Origin of the sequence: Amycolatopsis sp. NBRC 101858 (assembly GCF_030269325.1) — a bacterium.
GTDB lineage: Bacteria > Actinomycetota > Actinomycetes > Mycobacteriales > Pseudonocardiaceae > Amycolatopsis > Amycolatopsis ponsaeliensis.
The window spans coordinates 1,923,246-1,941,982 of record NZ_BSTD01000002.1; the positions used below are offsets into that span (position 1 = coordinate 1,923,246).

An 18,737-nucleotide genomic window follows, 5' to 3' on the forward strand; every position below is an offset into this window, starting at 1 on the left:
GTGGAGGTAGATCGGTGAGCACGGCGAACGACGAGCATGGGCGCGATCATATGGTCGTGGTGCTTCTGGACTCCTACGAGCACATGGGGTCACTCGATTCACTGCGCGCCAACGTCGAGGTCACTGTACAGGCATGGAGCCGAGCAGGTTTCACATTTTGCGAGCCAGAATTTCTCGGCACTGGCACTCTGCGAGAGATACAAACGTGGATTTTGAAATGGCATCCGCCGCATGTCCGACAACTCCTCATCTATTGGTCCGGACACGGCAAGCAGCTCGATGATCGCAATTTTGCACTACTCGCCAGGGACACCAAAACAGACTTCATCGACGCCACGAACACCGTCTCGGTCGAACAACTGGGCACTGTTCTTTCCCGATGCGACGTCGACGAGATCATCGTCTTCGTCGACGCCTGCCACAGCGGCGGCGGCCATCGGGAAATCATCGATGCGTTCATCCGGAGCTCACGGCGGCGGGTACGCAGGGCAGGCAAGGCGCGTCCGGCCATCGCCGCCATCGCCTCTGCGGACTACGACCAGTACGCCGGAGAGAACGTGTTCTCCGTGGCTTTGGCCCGTGTCCTGAAACAGGGCGCACCGAAAGGCTACTGGGGCGATCAGCAACGGGACTTTACTGTGGCCGAACTGGTCGCCGCGCTTCGTACGGTCATCCGCGAGAGCGAGGTCGACCAGCAACCGCAGTTCGCATTGGACGGCGTGAGCGCACACCATGGCGGAGATCTTCGGCTCGTTAATCCACGATACCGTGAATTCGCCCCGGACATCGACGGCGAGATAGTCGGCGCCTTAGCTCCAATATCTGGCGCGGACCTCGACGAGCACTTCTGGATTAAGTTTCGGGGCATTGATTCGGCCGACCAGCGGGGATTCTACTTCACCGGCCGGGCACAGGTCCTGCGAGAGATCAACAGTTGGCTTGTCAACAACACCGGCATGCTAGTCATTACCGGGCGACCCGGTGTGGGCAAGTCCGCGCTTCTCGGCCGTACAGTGATCATGGCAACTCCGGCGCTACGTCAACGCCTCCCGGACTACGGCATCGACGTGTCCCGAATGAATCCGGACGACCTACCGCCAGACGGTGCAATCGACATCGCCGTGCACGCTCGCAACAAGGACCTGTCCGACTGTATGACGGATATCGGCACCGCGTTGGGGATTCTCGCTCCGGAGACCGGATGGCGCAACGCCGCCCACTTCGTTAGTGCTGTCGCAGACCTACCACGTCCCATCACCCTCCTGGTGGATGCGCTGGACGAAGCCCGACCCATCGATGCGCTGCGTATCGCTCGAGAACTCCTGGCCGAACTGGCCGCGATTCCCGGGGTTCGGGTCGTTGTAGGCACCCGGGCGGACGCCTCCGATCCGCTCGGCGCGATACCAGAGGAGCCAATGGCACACAACACAATCCTGCGGGCGCTGGGAACCGCCCAGGTGATCAATGTCGATCGGTACGACGCGACCGGTGACATCTATGCGTACTGCACAGCCCGCCTGAACAGTTTCCCCGCCTCGATCTACACCAGTGACGATCCGGAGACCACTCGTCGCGTTGCCCGACTGGGTTCGGCCGTGACTAAGCGTTGCGGCGGCAGTTTCTTGCTAGCTCGGATCGCTACACGCGCGCTGGCAACACACGAGCGGCAACTCGATGAAGACGCGCCCGAGTTCGACGCACTGGTCCAGTCCGACGTCGACGGCGCCATCAGTGCAGACCTCGCTCGATACGGCTACCAGGAGGAGAAGGTTGGCGACCTTCTCACAGCACTGGCGATGGCCGAAGGTTCCGGGCTGCCGAGGCGAAACGTCTGGTTAATCGTTGGGAACGCGGTTCGCCGGCGCACGGCCGCCTACGAGGACGCCGATCTCGTCTGGGTTCTCAACCATGCGGGGACGTACGTCACACAGTCCGGCGAACAGGGTGAAACGGTCTACCGCCTCTACCATCAGGCGTTGATCGAGTACTTCCTTGCGCGGACGAACCCAGCGCTGACCAGCCGCCGCATCACCGAAGCCCTGGTCGAGCGAGTGCCTGGGCCACCCGGCGACCGACGCTGGGACCACGCCAATTCATACACACTGGAACATCTGGCAACCCATGCGGTCAACGGCAGCGTCCTGTTGGACATTCTGGATGATCAGATCTTCCACCACGTCGGCTCTGGCCGGATGGCCGCCGCCCTGCTGCGCACCGCGGACACAACGGCAGACGAGGCGGCCTTGGACCGCGTGATCGCGTTTCTCCGCATCGCGATAGCCGCCACCACCGAGTCCGACGCGGACCAGGACAGCTACCAGCGAAGCCTGCTTGCCGCTCTGCAGTTCCGCGAGCAACGCTCGCAGTCGTTCATGGATGCCGATGAGGCAGTCAAACTTAACGAGGACATACTGCATCGCACCGCCGAGGGCATTCCAGCATCGGCTGGACTGCAAGCAAATCTTGGGTCGGCGCTCCGACTCCGGTACACACACACCGGGAATCTAGACGACCTGGATCGAGCGATCGACGCGCTTCGTCGCTCTGTCGAGCTGATCCCGGCCGGGGATCCGACCCTGTACGACCGCCTCTACCAGCTCGGCCTCGCCCTCCTCGATTCCACCGAACACACCGGCAACTTACCGGCGCTGGAAGAGGCCATCGCCTGCCTTCGCGAGGCAGCGGACGGCATCGGCGCAGGTCATCCTCGCCAACAGGAATTCTTGACAGCACTCGGATCAGCGTTGCGTCGTCGTCTCGAATGGACAGGCTCGTTGGCCGACCTCGACGAGTCCGTTGCGCTGAGCGCGCAAGCCGCAGAAAGTGCGGTATCGGAGGACCCGCTGAGGGCCCGGTACCTGTCGAATCTCGCGTCTGCACTAGCCCTCCGATATGCTGAAGGGGGCAGCTACGTCGACCTAGAGCAAGCTGTGACGACCGCTCGTGCCGCCGTCGAGGCAGCCGATCCTCGAAACCCGCAACTCGGGGAATTTCATGGCAACCTCAGTTCCGTTCTGCGCACTCGGTATCTGGACAGCGGTGAGCCTGCCGACCTCCGGGGCGCCGTGCTCAGTGCACGTCGTGCAGTTGACGCAACGAAGGCCACAGCCCCGGAGCGTCCTCGCCGGTTGTCGATGCTCGGCGCAATCCTCGTCACCAGCTACGAGGCGACCGACGACGCCGGCGAATTGGACGAAGCTCTATCGGCATGCGTCGATGCGCTGGCCGAAATTTCCATTACCCATGTCGACCGAGCCGACGCCTTGGTCACTATGGGACTGATCCAGTACCACCGCTTCTTCCGGACTGACGAACTCGCCGACCTGGAGTCGAGCGTCCAGGCCCTGACCGAGGCGGTCGCCCTTACGCCTCGCGAGCACCGGGGCAGGCCACAGCGTCTTCTCGCGCTTGCCACATCACTCCGCGCTCACTTCGATGCCACCACTAACTATGTTGACCTCGATCAGTCGATCGCGGTTCTGCAGGAGGCTGCCGAAACGGCCCCCGTAGAGAGTCCAGAACAAGCGACTTACCGGTACCAACTGGCTACAAACCTCCTCATCCGCGCCGAGCTAGCCGGGAGACGAAGCGACCTGGACGCCGCCCAAGCGTACTTTGCGCGCGCTTCCGCAGTCGCTACGGCACCGGTCGCCGTCCGCATGCGATCAGCACGAGACCTGGGTGCCGTAGCCGCTGCAGCCGGCAACTTCCGTCTTGCCACCGACGCTTACGCGGCGGCGGTCCGGCTGCTCCCCCGGCTCGCTGGAAACGGACAAAGCCGGACGATGATTATGGATCGTCTCGCGGAATGGAGTGGTCTGGGCCCTGAAGCCGCAGCGTGCGCTATCAACATAGGTGCGGTTGATCTCGCAGTGCAGTTACTAGAGCAGGGTCGCGGGGTCTTGTGGACGCAAGTGCTGAACAGCCGCGACGACCTGTCTCGGCTGTCAGACCAAACTCCAGCGCTGGCAGCACGACTAGTCACCGTCCGTGACGAACTCGCCCACCAAGATCGAGTAATGTCGACGGCCACCGGACCGTCGGACCTGGCCCGCACAACCTCAGACGATGTCGATCACCGCCGTCGGCTCGCCAGGGAGTGGGACGACCTCGTGTCCCAGGTTCGTGCGCTGCCGGGATTCGCGGATTTCCTCGCTGCTCCGCGCGTCGAGGAACTCTTGGCAGCTGCGGCGGATGGCCCGGTCGTCATCGTCAACGTTAGCCGGTACCGGTGCGACGCGCTTATTCTGCGACCCGCCGGAATTGAAGTCGTCGCTCTTCCCGATCTGCAGGCCGACGACGCGCAGAGATGGCTGACTGTCTTGCTGGAATCGGTCGAGCACCTCGACCACCACAGCGCAAGCTCATTGTCCGACCTGCTTTCCTGGCTCTGGGATTCCACCGTGGGGCCAGTCTTACAGGCGTTGGGCCTCGCTAGGCCGCCCGACAACGACGCTTGGCCGCGGGTCTGGTGGTGCCCGACGGGACCATTAACTCTAATGCCTCTCCATGCAGCCGGAAAAACGGACGGCACCGGCGAGCATGGCGTTGCGAAGTCAGCCCTCGATTTCGTTCTTTCCTCTTACCTGCCAACCGTTGGCGCCCTCCAGCACGTTCGTCGGAAGCGTGTCGCATTTCCTCGCGACTCCGAAATTCTGGCCGTAGGCATGCCAAACACCGCAGCCTACGCTCAACTGCCGGGCGCCGCACGCGAAATCAGCCTCGTCCGGCAATACGCTAGCCCTGGACGTGCGGTCGTTCTCCTCGACGGCGAGGCGACCGTACGCGCGGTAATCGATAACATGCACCACTGCCAGTGGGTTCACTTCGCTTGCCACGGCGGGCAGGACTATGATGATCCCGGAGGCAGCGCTCTGCTCCTCCACGACGGACCACTCACCGTCCTCGACATGGCAGCTCTCCAGGTCGAAAACGCCGAACTCATGTACCTCGCCTCGTGTCAGACCGCCATGGGCGGCCCCCAGATTCCCGACGAGTCAGTCCACATGGCGGCGGCCGTACAACTGGCCGGATACCGTCACGTAGTCGCAGCCTTATGGCCCGCCAACGATAGTATCGCGGTTCGGGTCGCAAAGATGGTCTATGACCGACTCTCGCACAACGGCGAGTTGCACAGCGACCGAGCCGCTCATGCCCTCCATGAGGCCGTTCGAGCACTGCGCGCCAGATACCCACAGCATCCGCACGTCTGGGCGCCATTCATCCACTCCGGCCCTTAAGGGCCATCTCCTAACCGGTGACAGGTGTGTCCGGGTGATCGTTAATAACGGTGGGATGCAGGTAATCAGGGAATCGCGGTCAGAGCGGATCGCACCGTTTACTGGACTGCAGCGTGGCCAGTTCCGCAAGCTCGTGCGCGGCGTGGCCCAACGCGGCGGGAACGAGATCGCCGACGGCCGCCCTGACCAAGTACTGCAACGCCAGTCAGGTGAGCGGATAGCCGCGTCTTTTTGTGGGTCCACTGCTTGAGCTCCACTGCCACCGCAGTGACCCACCACCAGAGCGAGCGCCCAGCAGCAGCGCATCGACCCGCTGCCCGCTACCAGGCAACTTGTACTCCAGCAGCAGCCGCAGGTCGCCGAGCCAGCCCGCCGGAACATGTCGAACAGCCAAAACCAACTCTTGTGCCAGCTCAGCTCCTCAGAGCCACCAGGCGGCCGACCGTAAGACTGGATGAAGCTGCGACGAACCCCGCCGGCGCCGACTTGAACTGATCAGCCAGTTCGGCGACGGTTCCCCCATGGATAAACATGTTCAAGGCATGCCAGAGGGCACCGACATCAAGTGAAGTGATCACGCCCCAGCTGACCGGCAAGGTTCGTGTTCCTAGGGACACGAACCCAGTGTCCGAGGACGATCTTGCTCACTATCTACACGGATGCAACTGCCCGCATGACGCGGGCGATCGGCACCAATGCGCGAATCCACCGAGAGAGGCTGTCGCCCCCGTAAGTCCACGACTGGACAGCGCGATCACGGGAGGTTTCATGAGCGCGGCAGGTGCCAGCAGCTACGGGCAACGAAGTCGCAAGCCAGTACAAGCTCGATTTCGAATCGGGAGGGCAGCGTGGGAGCGGACCTCGAATCCGCGGCCGTACAGTAACTTGACCACGGGTCTCTAGCTTCCTAGAGAAGTCAGCGGCGCCGAGTGGGCCCTAGCCGTCGAGGTAGCCATGGGCGATGCCTCGCTAATACTCACAACCTGCGACCGCAATCCAGTCACGTCGCACGGTCAAGCCGGCTAAAAAGGCACGGTGACCAAGACCCCGTTGCCGGGCCCCGGCGACCCGTGCCAGCCAGACCCCCGCAAGGCGGGACTACGACCAGAGCACCTCATCGTCGCTCCCGCAGACGACGCAGAGCTGCAGCAGGTCTACGGGTGGCTGAAGTTCCGGCCGATCACCCACCTCCTCCGCGGCGCAGTCGATAACGCTGTCCGCTACGTCCTGGACGGAGCCCGCACCTGGCGGTTCGACCTCATGAGCGACGAAGTCGACTCCGACGAACGCTCATCGGTGGGCACCAAGCTGCAGTATCACGTGATCGAGTCCCTAGGCCTCAGGAAAGAGCCCCCACTGGACACGATGATCATGGACATCCCGGTCGAGATTAAGGGCACAGTCAGGAAAACTTGGATGATCCCGCGCGAAGGACAGTGCGAGATCACGCTGATGATCCAGATCGACGCCCGCCAGCACCGCTTCCGCGCGCTGCTCATGCGTACCCACCGAGCATGGCTCACCGGGAAGCAGGGAAACCGGGATCTCAAGCGTTCGCCACGCGCGGACGCGGTCTCCAAGTACGCGATCGAAATCGCGCCATGGACCGAACTCCCGCCCGAGCCGCTACGCGAGCTTTCTCCTGATCAGCTGCAGGTGGTGTTCGGCCGTGAAGGCCTGCGTAAACGCATGATCGCGCTGTTCGGCTACTTGCCCACGGTGGTGATCCCCCGGACCACCATCACCACCGTGGGTGCCGGCCTCGGCGATCCGCTGAAGCGGGCTCGTGAAGCCAAGCCAGACGTCCTCAAAGAGCATGACCTAGTCGTACTGGTTGGAACATGGCAATCAGACCTCAACGCGGCAGCCAAGCTCGGCTATAACCTAAACAACGAAGCCTGGGTCGCTGTACCACGCTCCAGGCTCGCGTCGTTAGGCCTGTCCCCAGACGACTTCAAGCACTAAGGTGTGACCTACGTTCGCGAGGGCCACTATTCAGAAATTCTCACAAATAGCTGGCGGCTACATGGTCCTCCAGCGGAGATCATCGGGCGCATCCTGCAACTTGATGCGATGATCGAAAACGCCGGATCGATCAGCTTTCGATTTGATGCCAGGAAGCCGCTCGACCGGACCCCAAACGTTCCACCAGTGCCGCATTCGAACAACAGCGTCCTCATTATCCAGAGTCGTCGCAAGCAGCGGCACAAAAGTGGATTCGAAAGATTCTTTTACTTGAATTACAGCATCCCGAACCAGGCGAAGCCTGAATCCAGCCCGATCAGGCACATATTCGATGCACGACTCGATAGCTAACAAAAGCACCTTTATTCGGGCCATAAACAGATGAAAATCCTCCGCTCGCCATAGCTCAGCACTGCCGTCGAGGGCGTCAAGAAAATCGTCAACCGCGATCCAAGCGATTGAGCGACTTGCGACACTAACTCCTTCCGACCTCATGCGTGAGTCGAAGTTCGCAGGCAAGAAAGTCGAAAGAGGCATACCAGATAAGCTCCGTAACGCAACTTCCCAGATTTCAAGTGTTCGGCGCAAAGCTTCTGCGGATACTGTAATAACAGCATCACTGCCACTTTGAACGCGAACCTCGAAAGTTTCCACATGAGGAACTAGCCCGCAACAAATAACCAAAGCCTGCAGACAAGGGTTTACCTGGTGTTCCTCAAGCTCTAAGCACGTAATCCTGGCCGTCTTTGAATTGAATTTTGCATCAAGCAGACGCAAACCATTTGTGCCGAACAACGCTTCAGCTCTTTGCCATGAAGATAGTCGACCAGGGTCACCCATCTTCGGGCGACCGAAATCGTGCTCAACACCCATAACTTTATAACAGGCCAGCGCTGCCTCACAGCCGCGCACGAATGCTTCTACTAAAACTGCCGCCTGTGTAACAACCGAAACATCTACCTCAACGCCTTCCGCCTGATACTTCTCGGCAACACCGTCCCATATCAACGTCTCATGCGCTTCGCCATTCCGGATATCTCTGATTATGGCACGCTGCGCAATGCTACCTAACCAACCTCCCCGTGAAACAAGTTTTTCCCGCAGCTGAGTAAGCATGGGAGGATCAGACCAGGAGCCTTCGCGAAGACAGTAAAGAATCCATCCATAGCGCCTGAACTGACCTTCGACGAGCCTTTTGTACAAGTCCACCAGAGCTAAGTGTACAGCTTCCTCATCGTCACCTTTCCTGACTACTTCGAGCGATCTGTCAATCCTTACCTGAATCTGCCGGAGCTCCGCCTCCGATTTCTCTAGATATCGGATAACTGGCCTAATTGTCTGATCGGCAGCAGGAAAATATAGAGCCTTCAAAAAAGCGTCGCTAGAACAATATGCAGATACCGGATCCTCGCAGCCGACAATCCAACCTACTGCGGACACGCCAACCAGAACATCTTCCACAGGAGGAAGACGCAAGGAACTAAGGTGAGGAATCAATACCACCAGAAGTTCACTTATTCGCATGTAATAGCTAGACAGGACCCAGCCCGGGGAAAACCGGATGGCATCAGATGGAATAGTCTCAGAATCGACGCCAAACGCGCGCGCAAGAGGACTAGAACATTCTTCACCATGAACACTTAGCCACCGCAAATCTAGACTTTCGAGATCCAAGCCTTTCGACGTAGCATCGACACCAAGCACTGACTGCGTAACCTCGAATAATGCAATGTCGAGCGAGCCCGTAATGGATCGCGCTGCATCTTCATCAAAATTCTCAAATGGAGCAAGTGCAAGGATGAGGGAAACGACTCTATTCCGAAGCTCCAGCATACTACCCATCCAGGCCTCAACCTGCTTAAATTCAGCCAAGACGGGACCAGCGGTTAGTAACGCCGAAAAATCCGACAGGAGGCCCTTAATATTTTCCGCATAATGTCTCCAGATCCAAGAACGAATCGGAATAGTATGCGAAGTAGGAAAAATGAGAGGCTCATTGATTACAGTCCTGAGCGGAGCCACTAATTTCATGCGCGCCGCAACCGGAAGAATCAACTGCATGCTCCACGTAGACAACCTGACCCCCTACCTGTCGAGCGTCTGCAGGGATACTACCAGCATCCAGTTCAAGGACTTTAGAGGTCTGCTCGCGCTGCTACCGAGCCAGTGAGAAATCGGGATCACAGCAGGCCAGGTTATCGAGTCCTATTAACTCAGCAAGTGACGGGAGCTCGCCGACGAAGTCACTTCGAAAAGATCGACTCGTCGTCGAAGCAGCCAACTATTGACCCGGATAATGGCGCTCCACTGTTTCATACGCCCACTCGACGTATTTCTCCCAGTCATATCTCGCTTGAAGCATTAGATCAGCCGCATCTTGGATCGACTTATCGCAAGCAGTCCTATCTTGACCTAAGACGACATCGACGTTCACCGCCTCAATTAACTTCTTACGATACGCATTCAAGGAAGCCGCGTTGTCCTGCTTTGGGGCATTAACCGCGGACGCCAAACCGGATGGGTCATGCGCCATCGTGACTTTAGGGGCGACCTGAAATGCCAGTGACACCATGTCGGGAAACTGTGAAAAATAGTCAACGGAGTAGGTAAATACGCGATTGAGCCTAACGTTACACGGCATCCTCGACTGAGCAATATTACGCAACCAATGACAAAACCCCATTAGAGACCACAAGAAGAACTCACTGTCATCAACACCTGCCAGGTTGACACCATCTTGAACGAGATGGTCAAGGTCAAATTCGTCGATCCCCGCGTCGCGCATAGCCGCACTAAGGTCCGTCACAAGCACACGAAGGGCCTCCTGGTCGACACGCGTCTTACTCACTCTTGTCGTCAGGAAAAGAACCCAGGGCTGATCCTGACGATCTTGCAAGGAAAAGAGGTTCCTTAGCATCGAGTAAATCGACTTATCACGGTCGGCTGGGCTCAGGAGTAGATGGTCGCACATATCTAGGTTAACTATGTCAAATGGAACTCGACGCCGAATATTCTGATGATTCGTCGATTTTTCGATGCCAAGGTCGCGAATATCGCCCGGAATAATTTCAGACTGCGGGTCGATCCCTTCCAGCATTTTTACTTCTTGAAACGAGACGTCCATGTCGGTGCCGTTGCTATTAGATTTTCCAAAGTCTCGATCTACGCCGAGAAAACTAAGCCCCAACTCTTTTGGAGCAAGAACATCGCTTTGAAAGTAGCGGAGATCAAGCATGTCAACACCGGGCAGGCCCAGATAACGAAGCTCACGCACATCCTTGCGCAGCTCGCATAGCTGTTCAATGCAAACGGCCCATTGGTTATCGCGAACATACTGCTTTCGCGGTTTATGCCAAGCCTCGAAACCACGTGCCGACGAGCGCTCTGGCTGAACATACGGCTTTTGGCCGATGTCCTCAGAGGAAAAATCTTCCGGTGGGGAGAATCTGTCGCCCTCTACCTCATCTGCCCCACTCATCCCTGCATCCTAACGATCGCAGAAATCGACTCAACCAACGCTTCCTGCTCGTCATCGTCGAGCTCATCGAAGACGCCGTACGCAACTAGCGTCTGGATTATAGCCTTGATTTTTCGCTCATTGGACTTCGCAATCGCCGACCGGGAAATTGACTGGTCACCTAGCGTCCTGGAACGCGAAAAGATCAGATCTGCATCATGCTGAGATCGATTGGTACGAGCATCAGCGTCGACCAGCTCAACTGTTGGCTTATCTGCATCGTCACCAAATCTTCTAACCCAAGCCTCCGACGCAATTTTTTCGAGTTCGCGTGCTTCAGATCCCTGTGCTTCTTCGCGCGCCTGCTTACGCAAATTCGATCCAATCAATTTTTGCTGATTGATCGCTCTCGTAAGTGCCGTGTGGATCCAACTTGTGAGGCGGACGACGTGCGGATGAGAATAGTTAAATGACTCGCGGTCGATGTTTAACGCAGATTCAAAACCTTCCGACACAAAGACTTCACAGGATATCTGACGCAAACGAGTAATCTCGGCGATCTGAAACCTAAGGAATGTGGGATCGAAAAGTGTGCCACTAGCGCCATGAACTCGAATTAGCACACCCGAGTGCTCCACCGGCGCAATTTTTGCATTCCAGAGAAGATAAGCACTGAACTCCAGCGGCCCGCCGGAATCAGCGGGGTCAACCCCCGGAAACTCCTCGCGAAGATGTCCGACAAATATTAAAGGCTTTTTAATTGCGTTAGTCGTGTAAGGCAGGTTCCTGAATCGTAAAGGACGAAGGAGCTCTAGCTCATCGAAAAACACTCGAAACTCTGTGTCGATCGAGTCCCCGGGATCCCAATCAATCAAGTCTCTGATGGTCTTGTCTTCCGTTAACGGCAACGGCTTCGCGCGCCCTGGCCCGACACCGGGAAGTTCGAATGCTTCTACATCGCCCGCCCGGAGATCGAATGGACTTACATCCACGTAGCGAAAAGGCCCAGCAAGTCCCAGCTGCCATGCCATCTGAAGATAGTAGTCAAAGAGACCGTCTAACTTGGGATTCCCATTCGAATTGGCAGCCTGGTCCCATACTGTATCCACAAACTGCCTGAATGCTTCGTCAGGCGCCATCCCGGCTTGCCATGGAAGTTCCTCGAAAGAAGCAAGAAGATTCGACTCTTCGCCTTCGCTACCATAGAGCTGCCTGCCCGTATGGAATAAGTCCTTAAAAAAGCCCGTTTTATCACTTCGAAGCCATTTATCCAGACTTTGCAGAGCCTGCTTAGTCTTGGGACGTATATTGTTTAGCATTATCGTCGTGCCGTGAGTTTTGTGATCCTCGGCTGGCTCTTGCCAGATCGATACGCGACCAGCCTCATACTGATCGTCGCCGACGGACGTGAAATCGCTGTACTGCTTCAGGCGCACACTGGCGACCGTCCGCCACTTGTCACCGGCTTCTTTTGTGACGATCCGGAAACTCTGAGTTAGCTGCGATACCGAAAAGAGACCGATGCCAATTTTGCCAATAAGACGCCGGCCGCCCGGGCTGAATGATGGATTCGACGAGTTTGCGACTCCAAGGTCGACGCCAATCTCTGATCGCTTTGCACTGCCCCCGATATGGTGAATAAGATGAGTAACAGCCGCGGGACTCATGCCATGACCGTTATCTTCTACCACAATCCTAGAGAACCGCGGGCGATCAGTAGATATAACTACCCGAGTCGCATCAGCATCGTACGCGTTAGAGATGAGCTCACGTATCGCCGACGCTGGCTGACGATAAATTCCGTCCGTAACACGAGCCAGAACTTTTCCGTCGGTTTGCAGTGTTGTCTCAACCGGCGAGGAGACATGGCGACTGGCCACGATCTGCTCAGTCAGTCGTTCGTCCCTGTCGTTAGCCACCGACGCCTCCCTTTGTGCGTTCATTGAGTCTACCTCTCGGCAACTCTGTCGGTCACAGAAGGGATGGCGGCGTGTCGCAAACAGTCCTAACTCGCCGAGAAACCCTCCTACATGTCAGCGCGCGACTCCATGGGGGCGTACCCCCTTCTGTGGCCATTTCCCATCATCTAGAGCACACGAGTGAACAGGCCAAATTCGCCTGCGTCAGTCCTCGTCACGCTAAGCAACCGTTGCCCCCCGCATTGCTACACCGGGTGACGGATTGGTGCACAGGCCTTGGCGGGCTTGGTCACCAAAGATTTAGTCTTCCATCCGCAACTCACCAGGTCTGCCATGAAGTCAGCATTCTTGTTGCCGTTGTGAGTCCTGCTATCCGCGCCAAGACGCAGGGGGACAGGGTTGCAGCCGCGAATCGTGAACGGCTGCGCTCCACCTCACCTGTTGCTTTCCAAAGCCGCTAGAGACTGGCTCAGCCAACCGGTCCTCTAGCTTCACGATGGATGTGACACCGGCCGTCACAACCTGGTCGCGAGCCGTCATGTTGTCACAGAGGCTGTGACAGCCATAAAGACTGGCTGACCTGGCAAAACGTTCTCGTGACGGCTGCGAAACCACCATTGGGAGCCCCGTCGCAGCCGTCACAACGGGCCTCCGAGCGCCTGTTTCGACTCAAGTCACGTCGTCCGCTACATCGATGGTCGAAGCTCAGCTTGCCGAGCGTTGACACGTTCGCTGCTGCACGCATGACCGCTTGACACGGGTTCACATGTGCACACTCGACCGGGACAGGTTAAATGTTGCCGATTCGATCTCGGCGGAGAGGGATACCGTGCTCAACTCGATAGATGGCGTCGCAGCGTTCACACTGTCGTGGAATCTGGCGTCGACGACGCTCATCGGAGAGCTCGAAGACCACGGCGCCGGCTGCCCCGCAAAGCATCGTGATGATCTGGCCAGGCACTGGGATTTCTGTCAAGTGGGTTCGATGCCACTGGCCGTCGATGACCGGCTGGATCACGAGTGGGTCAATATAGATCGCCGCGGTCATCGCGCCGCCTGAACCTGCGTAGGAGCGCTCAAGGCATTGGCGGTCGCGAACTCTCCGGACGCGCGCCGCAGGAGGGTCCTTGCCGTGTCGTTGTAGCGGCTCAGCGTCGTCCGGTCGGTCAGGTATGTGTTGCAGTGGTGGTGCCTGAGCACCACAGCGAACGGATCGGATCGATCCTCGAAGAGCGTGAAGGCGCCGATCGACGTCAGCGCGGTCTCTGTTGACGGCACGGTCCGGACAGTCACGTGCTTGAGCTGTGCCGCCGCGCGAATGTGCTCGATCTGCTCGTTATGCAGGTCGTCCATGCCGTGTAGTGCCTGGTCAGCGATCAGGAACACATAGCGACGGTCCCCGCCATCCAGTGCCTGGCGGCGGACTTGGCGGCCCAGCAGGTCAATGTCTCTGCGGTCGTCCTGCACCACAGCCTTGTCCAGTATTCGTTCGGCATACGCACGGATTTGGAGAAGCTCCGGAATGCACGACGGTGCCCACTCGACGACACGGCTGGAGAGCTGTTCATACGTCCACAGCAGGTGTCCTAGTTGCGGGTCAGACTGGTCGACCAGGTTCACGTCCCCGGCGTGCGAGGCGAGCGCCATCACTCGGTCGTACTCGGCCGACTCGACCCGGAGGTATCCGAGGATCCAGGCCACGGCCGTCGCCGGCGCGACTTTGATGCCTAGCTCCCACGCCGAGAGCGTCGCGGGATGAACACCGATCTTCTCGGCCAGCCTCCGCAGGCCGATTCCGCGGCGCTTGCGGGCGTCGCGGAGGCTGCTGCTGACGGCAACAGTCGCGGGCGGGCGGATGATCGGCTTGGGCATCTTCGAGTCCTTGCTGAGGGCTGCGGGTGGCAGGAACGCGCACGTGAGCTGCGGATTGATGACGGCGGTTGGGTGGCCTGCTGTCAGGGCGGGCTCTCGGCGGGAAGCGCAGCTCCCACCTCTGCGACCAGAGCGCCGGCTGTTGCTGCGACCGTCTTCAGCGCGCTGATGTGCTCCAGCAGCCGGTTCAGACCCAGCGAGGTCAGGCGGAGTTCGCGGGGTTCGGCACGGCACTGGAGGTAGCCAGCCGCACGCAGGAACTCGATGTGCAGTTCGAGGTCGGGGGTGGGCAGCCCCAATGCCTGCTGAACTGCGAGTTGGGAACGCCAGCTGGTGTCGGCCAGCAGGCAGGCGATGAACAGGCGGACCGGCTGGAGCAACAGCGCGTCGAGGTCCGTACGCGACGTGGGCGAGATCGGCGTCATCGCCGCTTCACCGCGACGCGATCGGAGGCGTTCACGAGTTCACGACACGTCGGACATGAACGGTCGGCCGGTGCCAGGCAGGAGTGAATCAGCACCTCGTGGCCGCAGAGAGAGTGGTACCGGCCTTGCTGGAGGCGGATGCCGCGCAAGAACTCGTCGTCCGTGACTGCGTGCGTCAGGCCGTCCAGCACGCACCGGTACCAGCTGATGTAGAGCGCTGAGTGCAGCGACCTGCAGCTAGTGCCTGTCATGTCCGCTCCCTTCGACCTCGCGACTGATGAAATCAGTCAAACGGGAGTCAGGTCCGACGACCAGAGCAGCAGTGCGGCAGTTGTGTGGCGCGTAGGTCGCACTAGTCGTTCTGAGCTGCGGTTACTGCTGCTACATTGATCTGGTCACGCAGGGTTGGAGGTTGGTCATGCCCATGGGGCGACGTCGCGATGGGCTGATCTCAGCTCGTAAGGTCGCCGGCTTCACCCAGGAGGGTCTGGCGGACGTGCTGCACGTCGACCGGTCGACCGTCGCTCGCTGGGAGGCGGGCGACTACGTGCCACTCCCCTACCTCTGGCCGAAGCTCGCGAGCGTGCTCGGTCGTTCACGAGACGAGTTGCAGGCCCTGATCGGTCCGAGCGCCGTCACGCGGGAGTTCAACCCCAACGACTCGTTCGAGCCGGTGTTCACTTGGCTCGATCGGCGTGCCGGGTGGCCGCTGGGCAGAGCCCGTGAGCAGGTCTACGCGAGCGCAGCCGCCTCAACTCGGAACCGGCCGAATCCGCCGCGAAGCGTCATCGCGGATGCCCTGGCTGACTACTACGCGCCGGCGACCAGCGACCACCGGCCCTACGTCGCGCGCTGCGGTCAGGTGGAGGTGACCACCAGCGTCCTTACGCGGCCGGCGTGGCTGGATCTCGCCTGCTCGCTGACACCCACGAGCGAGCACACCACCTTCGAGGGTGGCAGAGCGAGGCCATCGGCGGTGGTCGATGAGCGAGCTGCGGTGCAGCGTCTCGCGGACGCAGCAGCGGGCGGCATCCGGATCACCGACGTTCCCCTCTACCGGCTGCTCGAGGTCGACCCGCAGCCCGGAGCACTGAGGGCGAAGGTCGGGATCGGGTCGTTTGTCGAATACGCGCTTGGCGTCGACCTGCTGGAACGCGAGTTGATCGAGCACTTGGCGAGCGGTCGCAGCGCCCGTCCAGGGCACATGCCACTCCGTGACCGCCAGCTGCCCGACGTGTCCGCGGTGCTCGACCTGCCCGGCCGTCTCTGCGCGGGTGGCGTTCTGGCGTTGACAGCGATCGCGCGGCCGGCGGACCCGTTCCGTGGTGGCGCCGACTTCGTGCTGCTGGTGCAGAAGAGGTCAGCGCAGGTCGTGAACACGGCCAATCGTCTGTCGGTGATCCCGAAAAGCTTCCATGGGCCGCTCGCGGACCGGCGGGCAGACGCCCGGATCGGAGTTACCCTGCGCCGCGAGCTTGAGGAGGAGCTGTTCGGCAGGACGGACGTCGACCGGTCCGCCGGAGACCTCAGGGTCGCCGATCCCATGCATCCGACCAGGCTGTCCACTCCGATGCGGTGGCTGACCGAGCAGCCCGGCCGATTGCACATGGAGTGCACCGGGTTCGGGCTCAACCTGGTCAGCGGGAACTACGAGTTCGCCAGCCTGGTCGTGATCGAGGATGAGGAGTTCTGGCCGCGGTTCGGTGGCGACGTAGAGGCGAACTGGGAGGCAGCCGGCCTGCAGCAGTATTCGACGCTCGACGGTGACTTGGTCACCGAACTGATCGGTGACGAAAACTGGAGCAACGAAGGACTGTTCGCTTTTCTCCAGGGGTTGCGTCGGCTCGCCGAGATCGGCGGTGATCGAGTGAAGATTCCCGCCGTCGAATTAAGTTGCTGAAGGCCAGCGAACGGTCAGGACGACCGAATCCGCCAACGCTTCCCAAGAATGGTCGATGCCCGGTCCCCACATCATGTAGTCACCCTGGCGCGTCATAATCTTGCCGCCGCCGGTGACCTCTACGCGGAACTCTCCGGAGATCAGCATCACGAGCGTGGTTCGCTGGTCGTCGGACGTCCACTCAGGGCGCTTGTCCCCCGCAGGATGGTTGGCCCACTTGACTTCGACGTCCTTGGAGGCTCGGACACCCTGCGACGGATCGATGAAGTGGCCGACCAACCAGCCGCGCGTGTCCGCCGCGTCTTCGTTGGCGTTGCCTGCGGTCCAACCGTCGCTCACTGGCGTATCTCCCATTCGATCGCGGGCAGTTTCACGCGCCTTCCGCCGATTTCCGCAAGGCGTCGAAGCCCTTGTGTCATGGCGAACAGTCCTTCGTTGCTCCACGCTACATCACCTAACAACTCGGTGACGAGTTCGGCATCAGTAGTCGAATACTGACGAAGAGTCGCGGATTCCCAGTTCGCTTCGATCACTCCACCGTAGCGTGTCCAGAATTCTTCGTCGTCGATGACGATCAGGCTTGCGAACTCGTAGTTCCCACTCACGAGGTTCAGGCCGAAGCCGGTGCACTCCATCCGTAGGCGGCCGGGCTCGGCGAGGAGCCAGCGCATCGGCTCCGTGAGCCTGGTGAGGTGCATCGGGTCCGCGGTCAGCGTGTCGGCGACCGTGTTGTCAGCGTCCGGCCGGCCGAACAGCTCCTCTTCCATCTCTCGACGCAACGTCGCGCCGATCTGGGTTTCTCGCCGTACATCAGTGAGCGGCTGGTGGAAGCCCTTCGGGATGACGGCCAACCGGCGCGTGGCGTTGAGTACGTGGCCGGAGCGTTCCTGGACCAGGAGCACGTAGTCCGCTTCGCCGCGGTAGGGGTCGGCCGGCCGAGCGATGGCTGTCAGAGCCAGTGCTCCGCCTGCGCAGAGTCGGCCGCCGACGTCCAGGATCGCGCCTACGTGTGGGAGGTAGCGATCACGCAGGGGCAACGACGTCGTGTCGCCGGCTGCGAGCGCGTCGAGCAGCTCGCCTTCGAGGAGGTCCATGGTCAGGGCGTAGTGGACGAAGTGGTCCACCCCGAACGTGCCGCCGAGGTGGCGTTCACGGATGTCCGTGCTCAGTAGCCGATAGAGCGGCGCGTTCATGAGCCGGGTGTTCATGGCTACCGTCTCGGCGAGCCGGTTGACCGCTGCCTTCGTCGCGTGCTCGTCCAGGACTTCCCGCGGGTCTGGCCGGGCGCTTGCGATCGTGAGCCCGTCGTGCGGCGGGCGTAGTTCGCACGCCAGATCGAGCCAATCAGCGCAGGTCAGGATGCTGGTGTTCACGGCCTGGTCACCGCAGCTTCCGGCGTACAAGCCGTGGTCGCCGTGGTGCCGGCCGTAGTACTCGGCGAGTGCGTCGGTCACGGCGCGCTGATCGACCCACGCGCGGCGCGTGGCCCGGGCGTACGCCTCCTGCGCGTCGACGCGCGCAGCCTGCTCGGCTACGGCGCGGCGTGCAGCGCCGGGGCTTCGGTAGGCGTGCTGGTCGAGCCATTCGAGGGCCGCGCCGATGTGGGGGTCCGCGGCCAGTCGTCGATCGGCTTCCTTCGTGTCCGGCCTCGTGTGGGCGGCCGGCCCGTCGCCGGTCAGCGCGGCGAAGCGGGCTCGCTCGGCGTCCGACGCTCGCTCATACGCGGTGTCGAGGACCTGTTGCATCTCCGACTGCGGGCGAAGGTCTGGCTTCTGGTGCCAGGACGCGACCGTACGTGCGCCGATTCCGAGTTTCTCGGCGAATTTCTCATTGCTCAGCCGCAACGCGGATTGCAGCGCTGACGCTGACCGTCCGGTCCAGCCGCCCACTCCGCTCATTGCCGCCCCGAAGCGCTCTTGTGCAGCGGATATGCAGTGGTTGCGCACTGCTTCTGCACTG

At 60.2% G+C, this 18,737-nt stretch carries 11 protein-coding genes and 1 pseudogene; 5 read left to right on the top strand and 7 right to left on the bottom strand.

What is annotated here, in order from left to right; all coding sequences use genetic code 11:
* Nucleotides 1-14: 14 nt before the first annotated feature.
* The 3 genes and pseudogenes from QSK39_RS21915 to QSK39_RS21925 all read left to right on the top strand — a co-directional run bounded on the left by QSK39_RS21915 (nucleotide 15) and on the right by QSK39_RS21925 (nucleotide 7,205).
* Nucleotides 15-5,240: a CHAT domain-containing protein gene (locus QSK39_RS21915; protein WP_285479633.1), complete on the top strand. Its 5,226-nt coding sequence runs from the start codon at nucleotides 15-17 to the stop codon at nucleotides 5,238-5,240.
* A 55-nt stretch (nucleotides 5,241-5,295) separates the two neighbouring features.
* Nucleotides 5,296-5,460 (top strand): annotated as a pseudogene (locus tag QSK39_RS21920) (IS5/IS1182 family transposase); the annotation flags it as partial.
* A gap of 815 nt (nucleotides 5,461-6,275) precedes the next feature.
* The gene (locus tag QSK39_RS21925) at nucleotides 6,276-7,205 is read left to right on the top strand and encodes a NaeI family type II restriction endonuclease (RefSeq protein WP_285479634.1); all 930 of its coding nucleotides are present in this window, start codon (nucleotides 6,276-6,278) and stop codon (nucleotides 7,203-7,205) included.
* Nucleotides 7,206-7,262: 57 nt separating this feature from the next.
* Here QSK39_RS21925 and QSK39_RS21930 read toward each other — a convergent pair whose 3' ends face one another.
* The 3 genes from QSK39_RS21930 to QSK39_RS21940 all read right to left on the bottom strand — a co-directional run bounded on the left by QSK39_RS21930 (nucleotide 7,263) and on the right by QSK39_RS21940 (nucleotide 12,581).
* Complete coding sequence (locus QSK39_RS21930; protein WP_285479635.1) at nucleotides 7,263-9,266, bottom strand: hypothetical protein; 2,004 nt, start codon at nucleotides 9,264-9,266, stop codon at nucleotides 7,263-7,265.
* Between the two features lie 220 nt (nucleotides 9,267-9,486).
* A complete protein-coding gene (locus QSK39_RS21935; protein ID WP_285479636.1) occupies nucleotides 9,487-10,683 on the bottom strand; it encodes a PP_RS20740 family protein in 1,197 nt (398 codons plus the stop codon).
* Nucleotides 10,680-12,581 carry an ATP-binding protein gene (locus tag QSK39_RS21940; protein WP_285479637.1) on the bottom strand — a complete coding sequence of 634 codons (1,902 nt, stop codon included), beginning with the start codon at nucleotides 12,579-12,581 and terminating at the stop codon, nucleotides 10,680-10,682. Before QSK39_RS21940 ends, QSK39_RS21935 begins: the two co-directional genes overlap by 4 nt.
* A 766-nt stretch (nucleotides 12,582-13,347) precedes the next feature.
* Between QSK39_RS21940 and QSK39_RS21945 the strand changes: the two genes are divergently transcribed.
* Nucleotides 13,348-13,641, top strand: a complete 294-nt coding sequence (locus QSK39_RS21945; protein ID WP_285479638.1) for a hypothetical protein — start codon at nucleotides 13,348-13,350, stop codon at nucleotides 13,639-13,641.
* Here QSK39_RS21945 and QSK39_RS21950 read toward each other — a convergent pair.
* Both QSK39_RS21950 and QSK39_RS21955 read right to left on the bottom strand, forming a co-directional pair.
* On the bottom strand, nucleotides 13,626-14,453 hold the full coding sequence (locus QSK39_RS21950) for a Scr1 family TA system antitoxin-like transcriptional regulator (protein WP_285479639.1): 828 nt from the start codon (nucleotides 14,451-14,453) through the stop codon (nucleotides 13,626-13,628). The two genes, QSK39_RS21945 and QSK39_RS21950, sit on opposite strands and share 16 nt — an antisense overlap.
* 83 nt (nucleotides 14,454-14,536) lie before the next feature.
* Nucleotides 14,537-14,878, bottom strand: a complete 342-nt coding sequence (locus QSK39_RS21955) for a helix-turn-helix domain-containing protein (RefSeq protein WP_285479640.1) — start codon at nucleotides 14,876-14,878, stop codon at nucleotides 14,537-14,539.
* A gap of 418 nt (nucleotides 14,879-15,296) precedes the next feature.
* On the opposite strand from QSK39_RS21955, the gene QSK39_RS21960 reads away from it, so the two are divergent.
* Nucleotides 15,297-16,778 carry a helix-turn-helix transcriptional regulator gene (locus QSK39_RS21960; protein WP_353051065.1) on the top strand — a complete coding sequence of 494 codons (1,482 nt, stop codon included), beginning with the start codon at nucleotides 15,297-15,299 and terminating at the stop codon, nucleotides 16,776-16,778.
* Here the strand turns inward: QSK39_RS21960 and QSK39_RS21965 are convergent.
* Together QSK39_RS21965 and QSK39_RS21970 are read right to left on the bottom strand one after the other, a co-directional pair.
* The gene (locus QSK39_RS21965) at nucleotides 16,767-17,117 is read right to left on the bottom strand and encodes a signal peptidase I (protein ID WP_285479641.1); all 351 of its coding nucleotides are present in this window, start codon (nucleotides 17,115-17,117) and stop codon (nucleotides 16,767-16,769) included. The genes QSK39_RS21960 and QSK39_RS21965 overlap by 12 nt on opposite strands.
* Nucleotides 17,114-18,676 carry a transcriptional regulator gene (locus QSK39_RS21970; protein ID WP_285479944.1) on the bottom strand — a complete coding sequence of 521 codons (1,563 nt, stop codon included), beginning with the start codon at nucleotides 18,674-18,676 and terminating at the stop codon, nucleotides 17,114-17,116. The genes QSK39_RS21965 and QSK39_RS21970 overlap by 4 nt, the downstream gene beginning before the upstream one ends.
* Nucleotides 18,677-18,737 lie beyond the last annotated feature (61 nt).